At 73.0% G+C, this 20,853-nt stretch carries 18 protein-coding genes; 13 read left to right on the forward strand and 5 right to left on the reverse strand.

Features of this window, described 5'->3' with window-relative positions; genetic code table 11:
• On the forward strand, positions 1-505 hold a 505-nt coding region (locus BL253_RS11710), incomplete at its 5' end, for an IS66 family transposase (protein WP_158230350.1).
• Positions 506-746: 241 nt separating this feature from the next.
• Here BL253_RS11710 and BL253_RS11715 read toward each other — a convergent pair.
• From BL253_RS11715 to BL253_RS11730, 4 genes are read right to left on the reverse strand one after another with little or no spacing between them, the layout of a single operon-like run.
• Positions 747-1,733 carry a sucrase ferredoxin gene (locus BL253_RS11715; RefSeq protein WP_076816554.1) on the reverse strand — a complete coding sequence of 329 codons (987 nt, stop codon included), beginning with the start codon at positions 1,731-1,733 and terminating at the stop codon, positions 747-749.
• A 16-nt stretch (positions 1,734-1,749) separates the two neighbouring features.
• Positions 1,750-2,829, reverse strand: coding sequence for a TIGR03619 family F420-dependent LLM class oxidoreductase (locus BL253_RS11720; protein WP_241834723.1), 1,080 nt, complete (start codon positions 2,827-2,829; stop codon positions 1,750-1,752).
• Positions 2,826-4,361 (reverse strand): aldehyde dehydrogenase, encoded by a 1,536-nt coding sequence (locus BL253_RS11725; protein ID WP_096335978.1) that lies wholly within the window; start codon positions 4,359-4,361, stop codon positions 2,826-2,828. Before BL253_RS11725 ends, BL253_RS11720 begins: the two co-directional genes overlap by 4 nt.
• 31 nt (positions 4,362-4,392) lie before the next feature.
• Positions 4,393-5,154: an SDR family NAD(P)-dependent oxidoreductase gene (locus BL253_RS11730; RefSeq protein ID WP_076816314.1), complete on the reverse strand. Its 762-nt coding sequence runs from the start codon at positions 5,152-5,154 to the stop codon at positions 4,393-4,395.
• A gap of 210 nt (positions 5,155-5,364) precedes the next feature.
• Between BL253_RS11730 and BL253_RS11735 the strand changes: the two genes are divergently transcribed.
• From BL253_RS11735 to BL253_RS11775, 9 genes are all read left to right on the forward strand, one after another.
• Entirely contained in the window at positions 5,365-6,234 is an 870-nt protein-coding gene (locus BL253_RS11735) for an SDR family NAD(P)-dependent oxidoreductase (RefSeq protein ID WP_076816316.1), read from the forward strand.
• Positions 6,231-6,590 carry a nuclear transport factor 2 family protein gene (locus tag BL253_RS11740; protein ID WP_076816317.1) on the forward strand — a complete coding sequence of 120 codons (360 nt, stop codon included), beginning with the start codon at positions 6,231-6,233 and terminating at the stop codon, positions 6,588-6,590. The genes BL253_RS11735 and BL253_RS11740 overlap by 4 nt, the downstream gene beginning before the upstream one ends.
• On the forward strand, positions 6,587-8,062 hold the full coding sequence (locus BL253_RS11745) for an amidohydrolase family protein (protein WP_076816319.1): 1,476 nt from the start codon (positions 6,587-6,589) through the stop codon (positions 8,060-8,062). The genes BL253_RS11740 and BL253_RS11745 overlap by 4 nt, the downstream gene beginning before the upstream one ends.
• Entirely contained in the window at positions 8,059-8,844 is a 786-nt protein-coding gene (locus BL253_RS11750) for an SDR family NAD(P)-dependent oxidoreductase (protein WP_076816320.1), read from the forward strand. The genes BL253_RS11745 and BL253_RS11750 overlap by 4 nt, the downstream gene beginning before the upstream one ends.
• A gap of 52 nt (positions 8,845-8,896) precedes the next feature.
• Entirely contained in the window at positions 8,897-9,307 is a 411-nt protein-coding gene (locus tag BL253_RS11755; RefSeq protein WP_241834724.1) for a nuclear transport factor 2 family protein, read from the forward strand.
• Positions 9,308-9,462: 155 nt separating this feature from the next.
• A complete protein-coding gene (locus BL253_RS11760) occupies positions 9,463-10,704 on the forward strand; it encodes a cytochrome P450 (protein ID WP_076816322.1) in 1,242 nt (413 codons plus the stop codon).
• A gap of 207 nt (positions 10,705-10,911) precedes the next feature.
• On the forward strand, positions 10,912-11,427 hold the full coding sequence (locus BL253_RS11765; protein WP_241834725.1) for a cupin domain-containing protein: 516 nt from the start codon (positions 10,912-10,914) through the stop codon (positions 11,425-11,427).
• A 205-nt stretch (positions 11,428-11,632) separates the two neighbouring features.
• Positions 11,633-12,820 carry a cytochrome P450 gene (locus BL253_RS11770; protein WP_076816324.1) on the forward strand — a complete coding sequence of 396 codons (1,188 nt, stop codon included), beginning with the start codon at positions 11,633-11,635 and terminating at the stop codon, positions 12,818-12,820.
• Positions 12,821-13,008: 188 nt separating this feature from the next.
• Positions 13,009-13,575 (forward strand): TetR/AcrR family transcriptional regulator, encoded by a 567-nt coding sequence (locus BL253_RS11775; protein WP_420801648.1) that lies wholly within the window; start codon positions 13,009-13,011, stop codon positions 13,573-13,575.
• 95 nt (positions 13,576-13,670) lie between these two features.
• On the opposite strand, the gene BL253_RS11780 is transcribed toward BL253_RS11775, so the two are convergent.
• Positions 13,671-13,862 carry a ferredoxin gene (locus tag BL253_RS11780; RefSeq protein ID WP_076816327.1) on the reverse strand — a complete coding sequence of 64 codons (192 nt, stop codon included), beginning with the start codon at positions 13,860-13,862 and terminating at the stop codon, positions 13,671-13,673.
• 617 nt (positions 13,863-14,479) lie between these two features.
• Between BL253_RS11780 and BL253_RS11785 the strand changes: the two genes are divergently transcribed.
• From BL253_RS11785 to BL253_RS11795, 3 genes are all read left to right on the forward strand, one after another.
• The gene (locus BL253_RS11785) at positions 14,480-15,556 is read left to right on the forward strand and encodes a Zn-dependent alcohol dehydrogenase (protein ID WP_076816329.1); all 1,077 of its coding nucleotides are present in this window, start codon (positions 14,480-14,482) and stop codon (positions 15,554-15,556) included.
• A gap of 121 nt (positions 15,557-15,677) precedes the next feature.
• Positions 15,678-16,928: a metal-dependent hydrolase family protein gene (locus BL253_RS11790; RefSeq protein WP_076816331.1), complete on the forward strand. Its 1,251-nt coding sequence runs from the start codon at positions 15,678-15,680 to the stop codon at positions 16,926-16,928.
• Positions 16,925-20,824, forward strand: coding sequence for an indolepyruvate ferredoxin oxidoreductase family protein (locus BL253_RS11795; protein WP_076816332.1), 3,900 nt, complete (start codon positions 16,925-16,927; stop codon positions 20,822-20,824). The genes BL253_RS11790 and BL253_RS11795 overlap by 4 nt, the downstream gene beginning before the upstream one ends.
• Positions 20,825-20,853 lie beyond the last annotated feature (29 nt).

Raw genomic sequence — 20,853 nt, forward strand, 5'->3', positions numbered from 1 at the left:
GGACTGTGTGGAGACCTACCCTGGCCAGGTCTGGCCGGTCCAGGTGCAGCGGGCGCTGCGCGGCCTGGTCCACGAGGCCAACCTCGCCCGCGCGGCCGGCCGACGCGCGGTCCCCGCCGAGCGGCGCGACCCGCTGCTCGCCGAGTTCCGCGGCGCGGTCCGCGTCGGCCTGGCCGCCGTCGCGCCGGCCGAGCGGGGCACGAAGCAGCCGGTCGGCCGGTRCCTGCTCGAATGCCTGCGTGACCGGCACGACGACGTGCTGYGGTTCGTGTTCGACCTCGACGTGTGGCCCACGAACAACCTGTCAGAGCGCGATCTTCGGCCTTTCAAGACCCAGCAGAAGATCAGCGGGCGGCTCACCTCCGCGGCCGCGACCGCCTGCCGCCTCCAGGTCGCCAGCTACCTCTCTACCGCCCGCAAGCACGGCGTGTCCGCCCTGCAGGCCCTACGGCTCGCGTTCCGCGGCACCCCCTGGATGCCGCCCCCAGCGATCACTGCCACCTGACCAACCACCCGCCTGACCCCGCCGCGCCGACCCACCGGCACGGCCCACAGCCACGCCCCCGAACCGCCACCCACAGCAAGATCCCTAAACCAGGTGAATGTTTACGAACCCGGAGGGCTCCGGCGTGCCGGGAATCTGACTGGTCGATGCTGGTGGTGCCGAGCTTCGGGATCTGGTGGGATTTTCGGTGCTGACACTACGGAAATCCCGCCAGATCACGAGCGGCTTGTGGCGCGGCGGCTCAGCCGCCCCCGCCGATGGCGAACGTACGCAGGGCGAGGTCCGGGGCGCTCTTCGTCGCGTTCTCGGGGGGCTCGCCGCAGACGAGGACTGGAAGGTCGCGGGCGATCTCGACCGTGGCGGTCGCGCGCCCCGGACCGGACGGGCCGTCCCAGGTCAGCTCGACGGTCGCGGAACGGCCGCCGGGCGCCACGTCGGTCGTCGCCGATGTGAGCCGGTGATCCAGCCAGGCCCAGCCGAAGCGTTCGAAAAGCTCACGCTCGGCGACCTGGCCCCACATTCCCAGCGCGGTGCTGCCGCGGTAGTGGCCGTGCAGCGGCGGCCTCCCGGCTCGGCGGACGATCGTGTCGAGCACACCGGTGTCGAGATAGCCCCAGGCCAGCCCGTCCGGCAGCGTGAAACCGGTGGCGGCGAAGCGGTGGCCGCCGGTGTGGCTGCAGCGGCGGACGCGCACGTCCGGCCACGCGCCGGCCTCGTCGAGAGCCAGCCGGGTGCCGAGACGCCCGCAGCAGGCGTCCCGCGCGCCGTGCCCGCAGATCAGTACCTCCGGCGGCGCGGGCCACCCCTGGCCGCCCGGTGCCTCGACGAGCCGGGCGATCTCGTCGACGACGTTCCCCTGGTCGACGACGTGATCCGTGCCGGTGAAGCCGCCCGCCGGGGAACGCCGCCAGATCGTCACGCCCACCCGGKCGCGTACGCCGGCTGTGAGCTGGGCGGGCGAGGCCGGCGCCGGCGGCGGCGGACCGTCGATCGGCGGGCGCACGGCCAGCAGCCGGGCCGGTGGCAGCCCGCGCCGGGCGAGCTCGGCGAAGACCGGCAGCTCGCCGACGTCGCGCGGCCACGGCGGCGGCGTCTCGACCAGGATGAACAGGTCGCAGCTGAGCGCCGAGCCGATCGGGTCCGCTCCCTGTGCCTGGGTCCAGGGGGCGCACCGGAAGGACGGGGCGATCCCGGGGGACGTCGCTGGTGACGAGGGGCCGACGGTCACGGTGGTCACCTTCCGTTCAGCCGAGCCCGGCCCGGACGACGGTGTCTCGGGTCGCGGTGCCTCGGATGGCGGTGTCCCGGACGGCGGCGTCCTGGGCCTTGGTGCCCGCGAGGGYCGTGGCGACGCGGCCGCCGCGGTCCTCGGCCCCGCCGGTGCCGGTCACCTCTCGGAACCTACTCACCCAGGGGGTGAGGTAGTCCTCCGCCGCGGCTGTGTCATCCGGCACTGGCAGCCGGAGGCGTACGTCGGTGACTCCGGCCGCGAGCAGCGCGGGAAGGCCGCCCATCGTCGCGTCCAGGTCCGGCGTCCCGTCCGGGCCGGCGACGTTCGCGAGCTTGCCGGCGATCCCGAGCTCCAGCGGGTCGCGGCCGAGCGCGGCGACGGCGTCGCGCATCCGGGGGATCGTCTCGACCAGGTCGGTGGCGCGGTCGGACGCCGGCCCCCATGGGATCCAGCCGGAGGCGAACCGGGCCAGACGGCGCATCGCGCCGGGGTTGACCGTCCCGCTCACCCAGATCGGGACGCCGCCAGGCTGGACCGGTTTCGGGTTGAGGTGGATGTTCTCGAAGGACAGCTCGGGGGAGTGGTGGCTCGCCCGGTGCTCCCGCCACAGCAGCTGGCAGACCTCCAGGGTGTGGTCGAGCAGCCGGCCGCGGCGGGAGAAGTCCAGCCCGGCGGCCTCGTACTCCTCGCGCTGCCAGCCGATCCCCACGCCGAGGTCGAGCCGGCCACCGGAGAGCACGTCCAGCGTGGCGGCGCTCTTGGCCAGCACGACCGGCCTGCGCAGCGCGGCGAGCAGGATGCTGTTGGTCAGGCGCACTCGCGACGTCATCCCCGCGAGGAACGACATCGCCGTCATCGGCTCGAGGAAGTGACCGTTCGGCCCCGTCGGCTGCCCGCCGCCGGCCCGGCCGCCGATCTCGGGCCGCGCGTAGTTCTCCAGGTGCTCGCCGAAGACGACGTGCTCACCGGAGAGCACCACCCGGTCGACGCCGGCCCGGTCGGCGGCGACGACCCGGTTGAGCAGCGGGCGCCACGAGCCGGGGTCCGTCGGCGCCAGGGCCAGGTAGCGGATCGAGAACTGGGCGGCACTCACGCGCCGCCTCCAAAGGCGGCCGGCGTCGCTGACGACCCTGGCGTCGCTGGCGTCGCTGACGACGCCCCGAGCGAATCCGCCAGCGATGCCGGGAGGCCGATGCTGCGCGGCTCCAGGAAGCTCGCCAGCCCCTCCGGCCCGAGCTCGCGGCCGATGCCGGACTGCTTGAAGCCGCCGAAGGGCACCAGCGGGAACGGCGGGAAGTCGGCGTTGATGTTCACGGCGCCGGTGCGCAGCCGGCGCGCGACAGCGAGCGCGCGCGCCGGGTCGGCGCTCCAGACGCCGCCGGCCAGCCCGTACGGCGAGTCGTTCGCGATCCGGACGGCCTCGTCGGCGTCGTCGAACGGGATGACGCACAGCACCGGGCCGAAGACCTCCTCCCGGGCGACCCGCATCGCGTTGTGGACGTCGCCGAGGATCGTCGGCTCGACGTACCAGCCCTTCGGCGGGTCGATGGGCCGTCCGCCGCCGGTGACGACCCGGGCGCCATGCCGCGCGGCGTCGCCGATGTAGCCCTCGACCCGGGCACGCTGCCGCTCGGCGACCAGCGGGCCGATCACCGTCGCCGGGTCGTGCGGGTCGCCGAGCGGGATGGCCGCCGCGGTGACGCCCGCGGCCTCCAGCGCCTCGGCGTAGCGGGACCGGTGGACGAGGATGCGGGTCTGGGCGGCGCAGACCTGGCCGGAGCGGTTCATCCCGATGCCGACGACCATCGGCACGACCGCCGCCACGTCGGTGTCGTCGAGCAGGATGCAGGCGGACTTGCCGCCGAGCTCCAGCGACACCCGTTTGATCTGGTCGCCGCACAGGCTCATGATCCGCTTGCCGGCGGCGGTCGAGCCGGTGAAGGCGATCTTGTCGGTGCCGGGGTGGGTGACGAGGTGCTCGCCGACCTCCCGGCCGCCCGGCACGACGTTGACGACGCCGGGCGGGACGTCGGCGTCGCGCAGTGCCTCGGCGAGCACGAACGTCGACAGCGGCGCCTCCGGCGGAGGCTTGACCACCACCGCGCAGCCGGCGGCCAGCGCGGGCGCCGTCTTCCAGGCGGCCAGGGTGACGGGCGCGTTCCACGGCACGATCGCGCCGACGACGCCGACCGGCTCCTGCGTGACGAGGCCGGCCCGGGGGCCGGCGGTGACGGTCCGCTCGAACGGGAACGCCGCCGCCAGGCCCGCGTAGTAGTCGAACACCGGCCCCACCAGTCCGGTCTGCGACGCCGGGTTGCTCACCGGGCAGCCGATCTCGTCGACCGTCACGGCGGCGATCTGGCCCGCGCGCTCGGCCAGCAGCTTCGCGGCGCGGGCGAGGACCTCGCCGCGTTCCGCCGGTGTCATCCGCGGCCACGGCCCGTCGTCGAACGCGGCCCGGGCGGCGGCGACCGCTCGGTCGATGTCGCCGCCCGTCGCGAGCGGAACCTCGCCGACGACGTCCTCGCTCGACGGCGAGATGACGCCGAACCGGTCCGGCCCGCTCGGCGCGGCCCAGCCGCCGTCGATGAAGAACGCGTCCCGGTACATCAGTCGCTGGTCCACGCCTGATCGCTTCCCCTCGTCGTTCGCCTGGTCAGCCGAGCATGTTGATGCCGCCGTCGACGATGATCGTCTGCCCGGTGATGTAGCTGGCGCCCTCCGAGCACAGGAAGCCGACGACCGGGGCCAGGTCGGCCGGGTGGCCGATGCGCCGCAGCGCCGCGTTGCCGAGGCCCTTCTCCAGGACCTCGCGCGGGACCACCTTCAGCGTCGCCTCGGTGTCGATGACGCCCGGGGCGATGGCGTTCACCGTGATGCCGAACGGGCCGAGCTCGCGGGCCAGCGTCTTCGTCATCGTGATGACGGCGGCCTTCGACATCGAGTAGTGCAGCGAGCGGGGAACGGTCGCGTAGACCGAGGCCGAGCTCTGGTTGACGATGCGACCGAAACTCTGCCCCTTCATGTGCGGAATCGCGGCCCGGCACATGTAGAAGGTGCCGCTGACGTTGATGTCGATCATTTTCTGCCACATGCCGAGGTCGATCTCCTCGGCGATCGCGAAGTCGCGGTTCGCGTAGAGCGCCGCGTTGTTGACGAGGAAGTCGATCGACGAGTGCTCGGCGACGACTCCGTCGACCGCGGCTCGGCAGGCGTCCGCGTCGGAGATGTCCAGGACCAGGGTGCTGGCCGATAACCCGGCCGATAAGAGCTCCTTGGTCATGGTCTCGGCCGCCGGACCGTCGATGTCAGCGACGACGACGTGGGCGCCGCGACCGGCGAAGTGCCGCGCGTACTCGGACCCGATGCCGTGCGCGGCGCCGGTGATGACGGCGACGCGCCCCGTGAAGTCAGTCAATGGGAACCTCTCTCGCTGCCGGCCAGACAGAATGCAAGGGTAACCTTGCATAGAATCCGCCCGCAAGGGATGATGCGTCCCGGCGGACGACGCGAACCACTGACGCCGCGCGGTCACCGGCCGCGCCGGCCCGACCCGGATCCTCGTCCAGCCCAAGGAGACCGTCCCCGTCTCCACCACCCCGCTCGCGCTGATCGAAGGTGACTGATCGTGACTGTTCTTGAGGAGTCGGGGAACGTGGCCGAGCCCGGCCGCGGGCGGGTCGCCGGCAAGGTGGCGATCGTGACCGGCGCGGGCCAGGTGCCGGGGCCGGGAGTCGGCACCGGCAAGGCGACCGCGCTGTTGCTCGCCCGGCACGGCGCCGCCGTCGTGCTCGTCGACAACACCCCCGACCGCGCCGAGGTGACCCGCAAGGAGATCGAACAGGCCGGCGGCCGCGCGGTCGTCGTCGCCGGCGACGTCACGGTCGCGGCGGACTGCGAGCGCTTCACCCAGGCGGCGCTCGACGCGTTCGGCCGGCTGGACATCCTGGTGAACAACGTCGGCGTCTCCCGTCCCGGCAGCGTCCTCGACACGGCCGAGGACACCTGGGACGACCTGCTGCGGATCAACCTGAAGTCCGTCTACCAGGTGTCCCGGTTCGCCATCCCGGCGATGGCCGCCACCGGCGGCGGGTCGATCGTCAACATCTCCTCGATCGGCGCGCTGCGCGCGATCGGCTTCGCGGCCTACTCGGCGGCGAAGGGCGGGATGATCTCGCTGTCCCAGGAGATGGCCGCGGCGCACGGGCCGCTGGGCGTCCGGGTCAACGTCGTCGTTCCTGGCTCGGTGCGGACGCCGCGCACCCAGGGCGCCGCCGAGAGGCTCGGCCAGGACCTCGGCGAGATCCAGAAGACCGCGGCCTCCGTCCTGCCGCTCGGCGCGGTCACCCATGGCACCGGCTGGGACGTCGGGTACGCGGCGCTGTTCTTCGCCAGCGACGAGTCCAGCTGGATCTCCGGCCAGGTGCTCGCCACCGACGGCGGCGCGAGCGTCACCCTGCCCGCCGTCGCCGGCCTGCGCCTCGGGGGTGGGCGGTGACTCCCGAGGAACTGTTCGCCGAGTGGACCGCGGCCTGGGTCACCCGTGACCCGGCCGAGCGGCTGCGTCGTTTCGAGGCCTGCTGCGTCGACGAGGTGGAGTTCGTCCCGCCGGACGAACGGCCGGTCGTGCGCGGGCGCCGCGCCCTCGCCGACCACGTCACCGAGCACACCGCCGCCTGGCCGGACGGGGTGACCGCGGTGCTCGCCGGGCCACCCGTGGGAGACCACGACTGGAGGCGGGCATACGTCCGCTGGATCTTCCCGTCCGCGGTCCTCGTCGGTCTCGACATCATCCGGGTCGAGAACGGAAAGATCGCCACCATGCTCGTCTTCGCCGAGGGGGCCCAGCCGTGACCGGTCAGCCGACCAGCGCCAGGCGCCTCCGGGAGGACCTCGGCCACGTCATCATCGACGCCGACGCGCACCACGTGGAGATCAGCGTCGCGTTCGCCGACTTCGTGCGGGACAACGGCGGCGGGCACCTGCTCGACGACCCGGCGGTGAAGGCACTCGGCCTCGCCGACGGGTCCGGTGAGCGCGTGCCGTCGCTCGCCGAGCGCCGTCGGCTGCACCTGTCGGCCCGCCCGGTCTGGTGGACGCCGAGCGACACCCTCGACTACGCGACCGTCGCCATGCCGTCGCTGTACCACGAGCGGCTCGGCGAGGCCGGGATCGACTTCGCCGTCATCTACCCGTCGCGCGGCATGGTGCTGCTGTCGCTGGAGAACCCCGAGACCCGGGTCGGGCTCGCCAGGCTCTACAACGCCTACGTGGCGCAGGCCTACGCGCCCTACCGGGACCGGCTCGCCCCGGTCGCGGTCATTCCCGCGCACACCCCGGACGAGGGGATCGCGGCGCTGGAGCACGCGGTGTCGCTCGGGCTGCGGGCGGCGCTGATGCCGTCGTTCGTCTGGCGGCCGATCCCGGCGTTCGCCGACGCGCCGCCGCAGTACCGGTCGCGGCTGCAGCGGATCGACAACTTCGGGCTGGACAGCGACCACGACTACGACCCGTTCTGGGCCAAGGCGGTCGAGCTCGGCGTCCCGCTGTCGTGCCACTCGAACGGCTTCAGGTTCACCGGGCATTTCTCGCCGTCGAACTACTCCTACGCCGCCGGGCATTTCGCCGCGGTGGGGGAGGCGACCGCCAAGTCGCTGTTCCTCGGCGGGGTCACGACGCGGTTCCCGGGCCTGCGGGTCGCGCTCCTCGAGGGGGGTGTGGCGGGCGGCGTGCGGGTCTACGGGGACCTGGTGTCGCGGTTCGAGAAGCGCGGCAAGGCCGGGCTGGGCCGGCTGGACCCGGCCCGGCTCGACCCGGCGGAGCTGGCCAGACTGGCGACGAGGCACGCTCCCGAGCTCGCCCACTACCGGCCGGAGCAGCTCGTGCCCGGCGTGTCGGCGGTCGACGGGCAGGTCGACGACTTCGCCGCCAGCGGGGTCACGTCGGTCGAGGAGATTCGGGACGCGTTCGTCCGCGGCTTCTACTGGGGATGCGAGGGCGACGACCCGCTGGTGGGCCTCGCCTATGACGGGCGGGTGAACCCGCTCGGTGCCCAGCTGCGCCCGATGATGGGTTCCGACCTCGGGCACTGGGACGTCCCGTCGTTCACCCACCCGCTCCTCGAGGCCCACGAGCTGGTCGAGGACGGCATTCTCACGCCCGCGCAGTTCGAGGAGTTCACCTGCGTGAACGCGGTGCGGTTCTACGGCGGCACGTCGTCCGAGTTCTTCGCCGGGACCGCCGTCGCCGCCGACGCCGAACGGATCCAGGCCAGGGACCGGGCCGCCGGCGAGCCGGGCGCGCGGGAACTGGAGCACACCGCGTGAACGCGCGGCTCGGCGGACCGCTGGCCGGGCGGGTCGCCCTGGTGACGGGCGCGGCGCAGGGGGCCGGGCGCGGGTACGCGCGCGCCCTGGCGGCCGCGGGCGCGCAGGTCGTCGTCGCCGACCTGTTCGCCGACGCGGGCGCGGAGACGCTCGACCTCATCGAGAAGGACGGCGGGACCGCCCGGTTCTGCCATCTCGACGTCACGGACGAGGGCAGCGCCCAGGGAGCGGTCGCGTTCGCCACGGAGGAGTTCGGCCGGCTCGACGTGCTGGTGAACAACCCGAACCGCTACCGGGACACGACGTACACGCCGCTCGCCCAGATGACGGTCGAGCACTGGGACACGACGATGGCCGTGATGGTGCGCGGGACGTTTCTCCTCTGCAAGGCCGCCGTCCCGGAACTCGCCAGGTCGCCATGCCCGGCGATCGTCAACCACACCTCGTCGGCCGCCTACGGCGTGCGCAACTGGCTCGACTACGGGACGGCCCGCGGCGCGGTCATCGCGATGACGAAGTCGCTGGCGAAGGAGCTGGCCCCGCTGGGAATCCGGGTCAACGCCCTGTCGGTCGGCTCGATGGCGGCCGAGGCGATCGCGCTCGGCGTGCTGGAACGCGAGGAGCAGATGACGGGCACCCCGGAGTTCCGCATGCAGCTCATCGGGCGGGTCGCGACCGAGGACGACGTGGCCGGCCCGGTCGTGTTCCTCGCCAGCGACGCCTCCCGCTACATGACCGGCCAGACCATCTCCTACGACGGCGGCAAGTTCCTCCTGGGTTGAGGCGGGAGGCCGCCTGGCCGCCGGGCCGGCCGAGGACGGAGGGAGGACGTCTGTGGAGCTGACGCCGGCGCGGGTGATGGAGACGCTCGCGGCGTCCTGGAGACCGGACGCGATGAGCGATCCGGTGACAGCCGAGCGCTGGGCGACGCTGTTCGCGGACGACATCGTGCTGGTGGAGCCGGAGTCGCTGCCGCACGGCGGCGTCCACAGGGGGCTCGACGCGTTCCGCGCCGTCCAGGCGGGCATGCGGGAGCACTGGGAGCAGCGCATCGAGGGCACCGAGTACTGGCGGTGCGCGGCGGATCTCTACGCGCTGCGGATCGTGATCCGATGGACGGCGCGGGCCACCGGCCGATCGGTCGTCCTCCCGATGATCGACCTGATCCGGATCCGTGGCGGACAGATCATCGAGGTCGAGGCCTTCGTCCACGACACGAAGGCCCTGCTGGACACGCTGGGATAGCGACCCACCRCATCGCGTGCTGCCCGGCTGGGTCCTCGCCTGCTGGGCGAACGCTAAACGAGCGCTCACTTATTGCTATTCTTCTCGCGGAATGGCCGAGGACCTGTCGGTAGTCCAGGCCACTGACGCTCGTACTGACGCTCGTGAGGTGGAAGATGGACGTGACGGCGACGCCGCCCGGYCCGGCCGAGACCGCGATCGACGACGACTGGGTCGAGCACCACTTCGACCACGAGTCGCGCGCGTTGGCCCAGGACTTCCACCCGACGCTGGCACGTGCCCGGTCGCTGAGCCCGGTCGCGCACAGCGACCAGCACGGCGGCTTCTGGGTCACCACCAGCTATGAGCAGGTGCTCTCCGTCGCCCAGGACTGGGAGACGTTCAGCTCCGCCGATGGCATCACGATCGCGCAGACCGAGAAGCACACGATCCTTCCGGTCACGATCGACCCACCGCTACAGCGCGAGTTCCGCCGCGTCATCAACCCCTCCTTCCGGCCTGTCGTCGTCGCCGAGTGGGAGAAGCAGACCCGTGACCTGGTGAACCGGCTGATCGACGGCTTCATCGAGCGCGGCGAGTGCGACTTCATGGAGGAGTTCGCCCGGCCGCTGCCGGGGCTCGCCTTCTTCGAGTTCGCCCTGCACGCGCCGACGGAGGACCTCGCCCAGGTCAACGAGTGGGCGATGACGACCTCGAAGCCCGTCCCCGAGGCACGCGAGTGCATCTTCAAGCTCGCCGGCTGGATCGTCGAGCGCATCGCCGAGCGGCGTCAGACGGGACCGCGCGGCGACGTGATCGACGCGGTTCTCGCCGCTGAGATCGAGGGCCGGCCGATCACCGACGCGGAGGCGATCGGCACCATCCACCTGCTCATTCTCGGCGGTCTTGACACGACGGCCGGTGCCCTCGGCATGTCGATACTGCGGTTCTGCGACCACCCCGAGATTCCGGAGCTGCTGCGCGCCCGGCCGGAGYTCATCCCGAACGCGGTGGAAGAGCTGCTGCGCCTTGACAGCTCGTTCGTCTCGGTCGCGCGCACCGCCCGCCGCGACACCGAGCTGAACGGTCAGCAGATCAAGGCGGGCGAGCAGGTCCTGATGTACTGGGCCGCGGCCAACCACGACGAGAACGAGTTCGAGGACGCGGAGACGTTCGACGCCGAGCGGCCCCGCAACCGGCACATCGCCTTCGGTGCCGGCCCGCACCGCTGCGCCGGCTCGAACCTCGCCCGGATGAACCTGCGCATCGCCGTCGAGGAGCTCGTGGGCCGTCTGCACGACATCCGGCTGGCGCCCGGCGCCGAGGTCGAGTACCACTCGACCTACAACCGCACCCCCCTCACCGTCCCCATCACCTTCACCCCGGGTGCCCGGCTGTCGCCCGCGCAACCCGAGTAGGCGGGCTTCGGTCAGCTTTGGTCAGCTCCGGCTGGCCCGTCGCGGCGGCGTCGCCGCGGGCGATCAGTTGCCCGCGGCGGAGGGCGGAGCAAGACTCCCCTTGCGCCCGCTGGGCGAGCGCACTGTGACCCGGCTCGGCGGACCTGGTTCGGCGACGCGGTTCGGCGACCGGGTGGTCGCGGCTGGGTCGTGAAAGGTGGATGCGGCGTGAGTGAAGCGTCCGAAGAGCGTGCCGGGCAGTCGAACGACGGGCACTCGAACGACGGGCACTCGAACGACGGGCACTCGAACGACGGGCACTCGAACGACGGGCACTCGAACGACGGGGTGCCCGGAGACGGTGCGCGGATGTTCTTCTACGACTCGAACACGTTGCCGTACCGGAGCAACCAGGAACTCTCGGAATGGTTGCCGGAGGAACAGCGGGAGGTATTCCTCGACGCTGTCGGGCGCGACATGGTCTCGACCACGGTCCTGCTCTCGCCGACCATGACGGTCGTCCGGTCACGGGTCGGTCCCGGTGCCCAGGTCCGGCCGCACCGGCACGGCACGAACCAGCTGACCTATGTGCTGTCCGGCGAGCTCCGATACGGAAGGCGGGTCACCCGGGCGGGCGAGGGCGTCTTCACGCCGAACCAGAAATACACCTGGGTCGCCGGCCCGGAAGGCGCCGAATGGATCGAGATCCACGACGGCGTCCCCAAGCCGTACGACCTGGACTGAGTCACCGCCGTCACCGCCGCGGTGTTCGCGCGCGGCCGGCCTGATCGAACGGACCGCGCGCGAACACCCGGCCCGGCCACCGGCGGCCCGCGCCGTCGGCCTTGGCGCCGGCCACGGATTGCCGTTGACCGGGTCGAAACAGGGGCGCTACTTTTCCTCCCGTCGAATGCAAGATTACCCTTGCATCGTTGCCTGGGAGGCCTGCATGGCGCCGTACCCGACCTCGACGTTCGACCACCTGTCGCCGGCGGTCGCCGGCCCGGCGTACTGGGACGCGGTCCGGGAGCTCGCCGGTCTCGGCCCGCTGACCTGGGTCGAGAGCGGTCACGGCTACTGGGCGGCCACGTCCTGCGACCTGGTGCTCCGCATCGCGCAGGACTGGGAGACGTTCACCTCGACGGAGGGCGTGTCGATCACCCGCCCGGGGTTCGACCTGATGCCGCGGCTGGTCCCCATCGAGCTGGACCCGCCGCGCCAGCGCGCCTATCGCCGCCAGGTGAACCCGCACCTGACGGTGACGTCCCTCGCCCACCTGGAAGACCCGATCAGGGACGTGGCCGACGAGCTGATCGACACGTTCGTGGGCGCGGGGGAATGCGACCTCGCGGTCGACTTCGCCCGCAAGCTGCCGGGCACCATCCTGTTTCGGCTGCTGTTCCACGCGACCGACGAGGACTTCCGCGCCGTCGAACCCGCCGCGCGCGCCATCAGCTTCGAGTCCGACCCCCAGAGGACCGCCGCGGGCGCGGCGACGTTGCGGGCCTGGGCCGCCAGCGTCTTCGAGAGCCGCGACGGCCAGCCGAGGCGCGACGACGTGGTGAGCGCCGTCCAGTGCCTGAACGACTCGGGTGAGACGTTCGTCGACCACGAGTTCCTGTCGGGCCTGCAGCTGCTCATCCAGGGCGGGATCGGCACGTCGGCGAGCGCCATCGGCGCGACCATGCGGATCCTCGCCGAGGACCCGCGCCTGCAGGCGGCCGTCCGCGCCGACCTCTCGCTGGTGCCGGCGCTGGTGGAGGAATGCCTGCGGCTGGAGACCCCGCTCCCGCTGATGTTCCGCACGGCGACCAGGGACGTCGAGATCCTCGGCCGGCCCATCAGGAAGGGCGACAAGGTCGGCCTGTTCTTCGGCGCGGCGAACCGCGACCCCGAGGTCTTCGAGCGCCCGGACGAGGTCGTTCTCCACCGGCCGCGCAACCGGCACCTGACGTTCKGCGCCGGGCCGCACCGCTGCGTCGGCTCGAACCTCGCCCGGCTGCAGGTCCGGGTGGCGGTCCGCCGGCTGCTGGAAAGGCTCGGCCCGTTTCGCGTTCCGGGCGGCGCCGAGATCACCTACTTCAGCCTGCAGGCCCGGGGGCCGGCGTCCATCCCGCTCGTCTTCGAGCCCGCGTGACGCGCGACCATGTGTGCACGGACGGCACCCGCGGGGCCGGCGCCCGCGCCCCGGCTGCGTACGCTGGCGCCGTGACGGCGAGCCAGGGGACCGCGAATCAGGAGACCTCGCGCCCAAAGGCCACGAGCCCAAAGGCCGCGAGCAGGGCCACCCGGCCCGCCGGGTCGCGGCGGACGACCCGCGACCGGATTCTCGAAGCGGCGATGGATGTGTTCGCCGAGGTCGGGTTCACCGGCGCCACGATCAGCGAGGTGGAGCGGCGCGTCGGCCTGGCGGTGGGCACAGGCAGCCTGTACCGGCACTTCCCGTCCAAGGAGGCGCTGCTGACGGCGGCCGTGGACCGCGAGGTCGGCCGCCTGCGCGCCGAGATGGCCGAGAGGCGCGCGGCGATTCCCCCGTCGACGGACGCGGTGGAGCGCCGCCTGCACGTCTACGAGCAGCTGCTCGCGGACATCCGCCGATTCGACCGGCTGTTCCGGCTCATGCTCAACGAGGGTGACCGCGTCCCCGAGCTGCGCGCGGCGATCTGGACGGCGCTGCAACGACCGGTTCTCGCCGAGCCACGGGACGAGGATGTGGTCGACGCGATCGCGGTCGCCGCCCTCGGCGGCTACCACCTGTTCTCGACGATGCAGGGGCACCCGTTCAACGGCGTCGGCCAGGAGCAGTTCCTGCGCACCCTCGTCGACCTCACCCGGCAGCGTGTGCCGGACGCGCCGCACGCGGCCGTGCCCGCCGCCGAGCGGGCCGAGTAGCCAGGTCACCGGGTACCGGGGCATCCCCGGTCCGTTCCGGCCGGGGACATCCCGGCCGTCCCCGCCGGGGATGTCCCCGACGGGGACGGCCTCCGTCAGGCGGAGACCGTGATCGCGCGCTCGGGGCAGTTGTCGGCGGCCTCGCGCGCCTTCGCCTCGAACTGCGGCGGGACGTCGGGGATCGGGACGAAGCCGTGGCCCTCCTCGTCGAGCGAGAAGACCTCCGGGCAGATGTCCCAGCAGCGGGCGTGCCCCTGGCACAGGTGAGGGTCGACCTCGGCCTTCATGGGAGCCTCTCCTTCGCTTTGTCTTCGGCTCGTCGCGTTCTTCGCTGGTGGCGTCCCCGGCCGGCTCGGTCGGGGACGCAGGGTCAGAACGTAGCGGACACGGCCCACGGACCGTCCGGGAAGGCACGGTCGAGCAGGTCCCGCCGCGACGCGGCCAGCCAACGAACCCACGTGGACCTCGCGATCGACTCGGCGGGCCGGTATGACCCGGCCAGGGCTCACCAGCACGGCCGGTGGGCCTCATGCTAACAGAGCGCTCACATACTTACCCTCGCTGTCGCCTGGCCGTGACCACTGTGTGCGACCACCGTCGCCCTGTTGTGCGGTCCTCTTGTAAAGATGGTTTCGGGTGGACGCGACCCGCACCGGGGGCATGCTGGTGGACGTGCTTTTGGTTGTGGAGTGAGCAGTTACTGAGCTAGTGTCCAGCCACCGGCCGGGCGCGCCTGGCGTGCCGCTCGTCGGCGGCCGGCGGCGCGGCACCGCGCCACCGCGCCACCGACAGCGCACGTCATCCGGCGTCGCGCGTCGACGGCGGGGCACGTCACCGGCGGGGCGCACCCGGGCAGGCCACCGCGGCGCGCCGCGCCGCCAGCACGGACAGGAGATGGGCCTCGATGAGGGTCGCCGTCGCGTACGAGCCCGGCAAGCCGCTCGTCCTCGAGGACCTGCCGGTCCCCGCGGTCGGCCCGCGCGACGTGCTCGTGCGCATCACCGCCAGCGGCATCTGCCACACGGACCTCAACGTCATCGAGGGCCGCTCCGCGCTGCGACTGCCGATCGTCCCCGGTCACGAGGCCACCGGGATGGTGGAGGAGGTCGGCGCCGAGGTCCGCCGGGTCCGGCCGGGCGACCGCGTGCTCGCCTCCGTCTCCCCGGCCTGCGGCTCCTGCTGGTGGTGTCAGAACGGCATGACCAACCACTGCGAACGCGGCCCGCTCGTCCAGGCCGCGGCCCGGTTCGACCTCGCCGACGGCCGCACCGCACGCGCGGTCTGCGGCTGCGGCTCGTTCGCCGAGGCGATGGTCGTCGACGAGGCGAGCGTCGTCGCGGTCGAGACGGACCTGCCGGACGAGCAGCTCGCCCTGCTCGGCTGCGGCGTGACCACCGGCGTCGGCGCCGCGCTGAACACCGCCCAGGTCGCCCCGGGCTCGACCGTCGCGGTGATCGGCTGCGGCGGTGTAGGGCAGTCCGTCATCCAGGGCGCCCGGATCGCCGGCGCGGCCGTCATCATCGGGATCGACCTGGCGGCGTCGCGCCGCGAAGCCGCGCTGCGCGCCGGCGCGACGCACACCGTCGACCCGACCGACGCCGACCCGGTCGACCAGGTCAAGGCGCTCACGGGTGGGCGCGGAGCGGACTACAGTTTTGAGGTCGTTGGCTTCCCCAAGCTGATGGAGCAGGCGTTCGCGCTGGCCCGGATGGAGGGGACGGTGACGCTCGTCGGCATGCCGGCTATGGGCGCCACGATCACGCTGCCCGCGATCGGCGCGGTCTTCTCCGGCAAGAAGCTGGTCGGTTCGCCCGTCGGCGGCTCGCAGATCCTGCGCGACTTCCCGCGCTTCATCCGGCTCGCCGAGAGCGGCCGGCTCGATCTCGGGCAGATGGTCTCCCAGCGGATCAAGCTCGAGGAGATCAACGAGGGCATCCGGCTGACGGCTGGCGCCGAGGGCACACGCACCGTCATCGTCTAGAAGAGGTCTGAAAAGGGCGAAGCCGTGAAGGGGCGAGCGGTCATGGCCGCGAGCGGCCGGCGGCGGCCCACGGCCCGGCCCGGCACGCCGGCCTGGCAAGCGGCCTGACAAGGAGGAGCGCATGACCGCGCGGACACTGATCAGGAACGCATCCGTGCTCGCCTGCACCGGCGACGCGGGCGAACGGCCGTTCGACGGCGACATCCTCATCGAGGGCAACCGTGTCGAGCTGGTGACGCCCGGCCGCCTGGACCTGGACGCGGTGTCGGCCAGGGTCGTCGACGTGCGCGGGGCCACCGTGCTGCCCGGTCTCGGCGACGCGCACACCCACATCAGCTGGCCGCTCGACTTCGTCTTCGACCACGCCGGCGTCGCCGCGTCACCGCCGGCGGAGCACGCCCTGGACGTCGCCGCCGTCGTGCGCACCTTCCTGGAGAGCGGCTACACGCTCATCGTCAGCGCGAGCGTCCTGCAGCCACAGGACGACGTCGTCGCCCGCGACGCGATCGAGCGGGGCCTGATCCCCGGCCCGCGGATCGTGCCCGGCAACCTGCTGGTGACGTCCCCCGGGGCGATCAGCGACGGCACCCCGATGTCGGTGGTCGCGGCCGACGCCCRGGAGCTGCGCGCGATCGTCGCCCGGCAGTGCGACGCCGGCGCCCGGGCGATCAAGCTGTTCATCTCCGGCGACGGCATCGTGCCCGAGTTCCCGTCCGACGACGTCTACATGAACGACGAGATGCTCGAGGCCGCCGTCGACGAGGCCGCGAAGTACGGCGCCTTCATCACGGTGCACGCCCGCGGTTCGGCGAGCGTCGCCATGGCCGCGCGCACCGGTGTGCGGCTCATCCACCACGCCTGCTTCCTTGACGACGAGGCGGTGCGCGCGCTGGAGGCCCGCCGCGACGACGTCTGGGTCTGCCCGGGGCTGCACTACCTGTACGCGGTGGTCAACGGCCACGCCCAGCCGTGGGGACTCTCGCCGGAGAAGGTCGAGCTGTCCGGCTACCGGGACGAGCTGAAATCCCAGGTCGAGGGGATACGGCGGCTGCGGGAGTCCGGAATCCGGATCGTCGCCGGTGGCGACTTCGGCCACCAGTGGACGAGGCACGGCACGTACGCGGCGGAGCTCGAACGCTACGTCGACCAGGTCGGCATGACGCCCGCCGAGGCCGTCCACACCGCCACCCGTGACATGGGCCCGCTGGTGGGTCTGGAGACGGGCCAGATCCGCGAGGGCTACCTGGCCGACCTGCTCGTCGTCGACGGCGACCCCACCGAGGACATCTCGGTCCTGCGTGACCCGGCCCGCCGTCGGCTGGTCTTCAAGGACGGTGAGGTCGCGTACGTGAACCCCTCGGTGTACCCGTGAGCGGGGCCATCACCGCGCAGGCCGGCGGCCCTGGCGCCGCCGGGCCCGACCAGGCGGCACCGGCGCCGGTCGCCGCCGAGCCCGCGCTGCTGTCCGGCGTCGAGGCGCTCGCCCGGCTGCTGGTCGTGCGCGCCGAGCTGGACGCGCGCGCCGGCCTGACGACGGCGACCATGGTCTCCGGCTACCCCGGCTCGCCGCTGGGCACCTTCGACCTCACCATCGAGCGTTCCGCCGCCCTGCTCGCCGAGCACCGGGTGCTGCACCGCCCCGGCCTCAACGAGGAGCTCGCGGCCGCCACCGTCTGGGGCAGCCAGATGGGCACCGGCCGGTCGCTGCTGGCCCCCCGGAGCGGCGAGGCGGGCCCAGGGGAACCCCCCGCGGCCAGCATCCCCGGCGCCACCGGCGATCTCGCCGCTGACGTCTCCGCCGGGGACACCCCCGCCGGGGACGTCGGCGCGCTCGACGGCGTGGTGGGCGCCTGGTACGGCAAGACCCCGGGCCTGGACCGCAGCGGCGACGTCCTCAAGCACGCCGGCGCGATGGGCACCGGCCCGAACGGCGGCGTCGTGATGTTCTGCGGCGACGACCCGTCGGCGAAGTCGTCCACCCTCGCCTGCGACAGCCAGTACACCTTCGAGGACGCCTGCATCCCGGTGATCGTTCCCGGCGACCAGCAGGACATTCTCGACCTCGGCGTGCACGCCTTCCGGATGTCGCGCTACAGCGGCGCCTGGGCCGGCCTGAAGATCGTCACCGCCGTCGCCGACGGCATCGGCACCGTCGACGCGGGCGTGGACCGGCACACCCCGAGCGACCCGACCGACCACGCGGTCGACGGCCGGCCATGGCGGCACATCCCGTCGACGGCGGTCGGCCCGCACGCCGCGCCGGGCCAGGAGGAGCAGGTCATCGACCTGCGGCTGCGCGCCGCCGAGGCCTACGCCCGGCACAACCGGCTCGACCGCGTCGTCGGCGCCCCGGCCGGTGCCCGCCTCGGCGTCGTCTGCGCGGGCAAGACCTACTTCGACGTCGCCCAGGCGTTCGCGGACCTCGGCGTCCGGGTGGACCGGCTCGCCGACGCCGGCGTCCGGGTGCTCCGGCTCGCCGTCACCTACCCGCTCGGGCGCGAGACCGTCCTCGAGTTCGCCCGCTCCGTCGACGAGATCGTCGTCATCGAGGAGAAGCGGCCGTTCGTCGAGACCCAGCTGCGCGCGATCCTGCACGAGGCCGGGCTCACGACCCGGGTCGCGGGCAAGCGCGCGACCTCCCGGATCGCCGACCTCCCGGATGGGCTCCGCCCATCCGGCAGGGACCCTGCCGCCGATCCGGCAGGGACCCCGCGCGACGGCCGCCCGCTCGTCCCCACGGCCGGCGAGCTGGACGCGTCGAAGGTCGGCGCCGTCCTGAAGCGGGTGCTGCCCGACCTGGCCGCCGCCCGGGCGGCCGCGGCGACGGCGAACGGCGCCCCGAACGGTTCGCCGAACCGGCGGCTGCTCCCGGTCGTCACGGCCTCGGCGCCGAGGCCGGTCATCACCCTGCCGCTCGTCGACCTGCCCGCGCGCCCGCCGGGCTTCTGCAGCGGCTGCCCGCACAACCGCTCCACGGTCTTCCCGGAGGGCGCGCTGGTCGGCGGCGGGGTCGGCTGCCACGGGATCATGTACTTCGAGGCCCGTCACCTCGGAATGAACAGCATGCCGCCGACGCCGATGGGCGCCGAGGGCGTGCCGTGGCTGGGGCTGTCGCCGTTCGTCGACGATCCGCATCTCATCCAGAACCTCGGCGACGGGACGCTGTCGCACTCGGGCACCCTCGCGATCCGCGCGAGCGTGGCCGCCGGCGTCAACGTCACCTTCAAGATCCTCTACAACACCGCGGTCGCGATGACCGGCGGCCAGGACGTCGTCGGGCTCATGGACGTCCCGGCGATGACCAGGGCCCTGGACGCCGAGGGCGTCGCGCGGGTCGTCGTCTGCGCCGAGGACCCGAAGCACTACGGCCGGCGCRCCCGGTTCGCCCCCGGCACCCGGGTGCTCGGGCGCGACCACCTGGAGGAGGTCCAGGAGGAGCTGCGCTCCGTCCCCGGGGTGACCGTGGTCATCTACGACCAGCGCTGCGCCGCCGAGTCGCGCCGGCTGCGCAAGCGCGGCCTGCTGCCCGAGCCGCCTCGGCGCGTCGTCATCAATGAGGGAGTCTGCGAGGGCTGCGCCGACTGCTCGGTCAAGAGCAACTGCCTGTCGGTACTGCCGCACCAGACCGAGTTCGGCGAGAAGCGCCGCATCGACGACCTGTCGTGCAACCGCGACTACACCTGCCTGGAGGGCGACTGCCCGTCGTTCGTCACGATCACGCCCCGCGGGCCGGGCCTGTTCGCCCGGCTCCGGCCCGGGGGCCCGGCGGCCCGGCGGCCCGGCAAGAAGACCGCCGAACATGTCCGCCCGCACCTGCCGGCCGGCGGCCTACCGGAGCCGGACGCCCAGCCCATCACGGAGAGCTTCGGCGTCTACTTCACCGGCGTCGGGGGCACCGGCGTCGTCACCGCCAACCGGGTGATCGCGTCGGCGGCACAGGCCGCGGGGCTCGCGGTCGCCGGCGTCGACCAGACCGGCCTGTCGCAGAAGGCCGGCGCCGTCGTCTCCCACCTGCGGCTCTCGCCGAAGGGCGCCAGGGACGCCGGGGCGGCAGGCGCGTCCACGGTGGGCGAGGGCGGGGCTGATCTGTACCTGTCCGGCGACATCCTGCAGGCCGCCGCGGCCAAGCACCTCGCGACGGTCCAGCCCGGCCGGACGATCGCCGTCGTCGACGTGACGGTCACGCCCACGGCGAGCATGCTGCAGCGCGACATCGCCGCGCCCGACGAGGCGGCCATGCGCGCGTCGATCTCCGAGCGCGTCGGCGACGACCGGGCCCTCTTCCTGGACAGCAAGCGGATCGCCGAGCAGGTGTTCGCCAACCAGTTGCTGGGCAACATCGTTCTGCTCGGCGCCGCGTACCAGCTGGGCGGCCTGCCGCTGCCGCTGGCCGACCTCGAGAAGGCGATGGGCCGCACCGGCAAGGCGGCGGCCGACAACCGGGAGGCCTTCGCCTGGGGCCGGTGGGTCGCGCACGACCTGGCCGCGGTCGAGGCCGCGCTCGCGGCCGCCGCCACCGCCGGCGCCGTCGAGACCGCGAAGCCGAGCATCTTCGGCCCGTCGCCCGCCGCGCTCGAGACCGCCGGCAGGCTCGTGGCCGAGCGCGGCCTGCCGGCCGGCCTGCCCGACGACCTGCGTGCCCTGCTCGTCCGCCGCGCCGCCCAGGCCATCGACTACCAGGACGCCGGGCGGGCGGCCCGCTTCCTCGGCCTGGTGGCGACCGCCGCCGGGCAGGACGGCGCCGAGCACGGCTGGGCGCTCACCCGCGCGGTGGCCGAGAGCTGGTACAAGCTGCTGACCTACAAGGACGAGTACGAGGTCGCCCGCCTGCACCTGCTCGCCGACCACGCCCAGACCGCCGCCGACCTCGGCATCGACGGCCCGTACAAGGTGACCTACCACCTGCACCCGCCGTCGCTGCGGCGCATGGGGCTGAAGCACAAGCTGCCCGCCGGGCGGCCGTGGGCGGTCATGTTCCACGGCCTGCGCAGGATGCGCCGGCTGCGCGGCACCCCGTTCGACGTCTTCGGCCTCGATCGGGACCGCCGCCTCGAGCGGGCCGTCATCGGGGAGTACGAGGCCCTGGTGACCGGGAGCCTGACCGCCGGGCGGCCCTACGCGGATCTGGTCAGCCTCGCGGAGTCGGCACAGATGATCAAGGGCTATGAGTCGATCAAGGCGGCGGCTGTCGAGCGCTGGCGCGCCCAGGTCGCCGAGCTCGGCCAGCTCGACCAGCCCACGCCGGCCGCCGTCGGCGCGGACGCATGATCAGGCTGTTCCGGCTCGCTCACGAGGAC

The organism is Pseudofrankia asymbiotica (assembly GCF_001983105.1).
In the GTDB taxonomy this organism is placed as follows: Bacteria; Actinomycetota; Actinomycetes; order Frankiales; family Frankiaceae; genus Pseudofrankia; species Pseudofrankia asymbiotica.

Bases quoted from the DNA above. Each gene is read 5' to 3' on its own strand.
- BL253_RS11780 (WP_076816327.1), bottom strand. From the start codon at position 13,862: ATGAAGGCCGAGGTCGACCCTCACCTGTGCCAGGGGCACGCCCGCTGC.
- BL253_RS11785 (WP_076816329.1), top strand. From the start codon at position 14,480: ATGAGGGTCGCCGTCGCGTACGAGCCCGGCAAGCCGCTCGTCCTCGAG.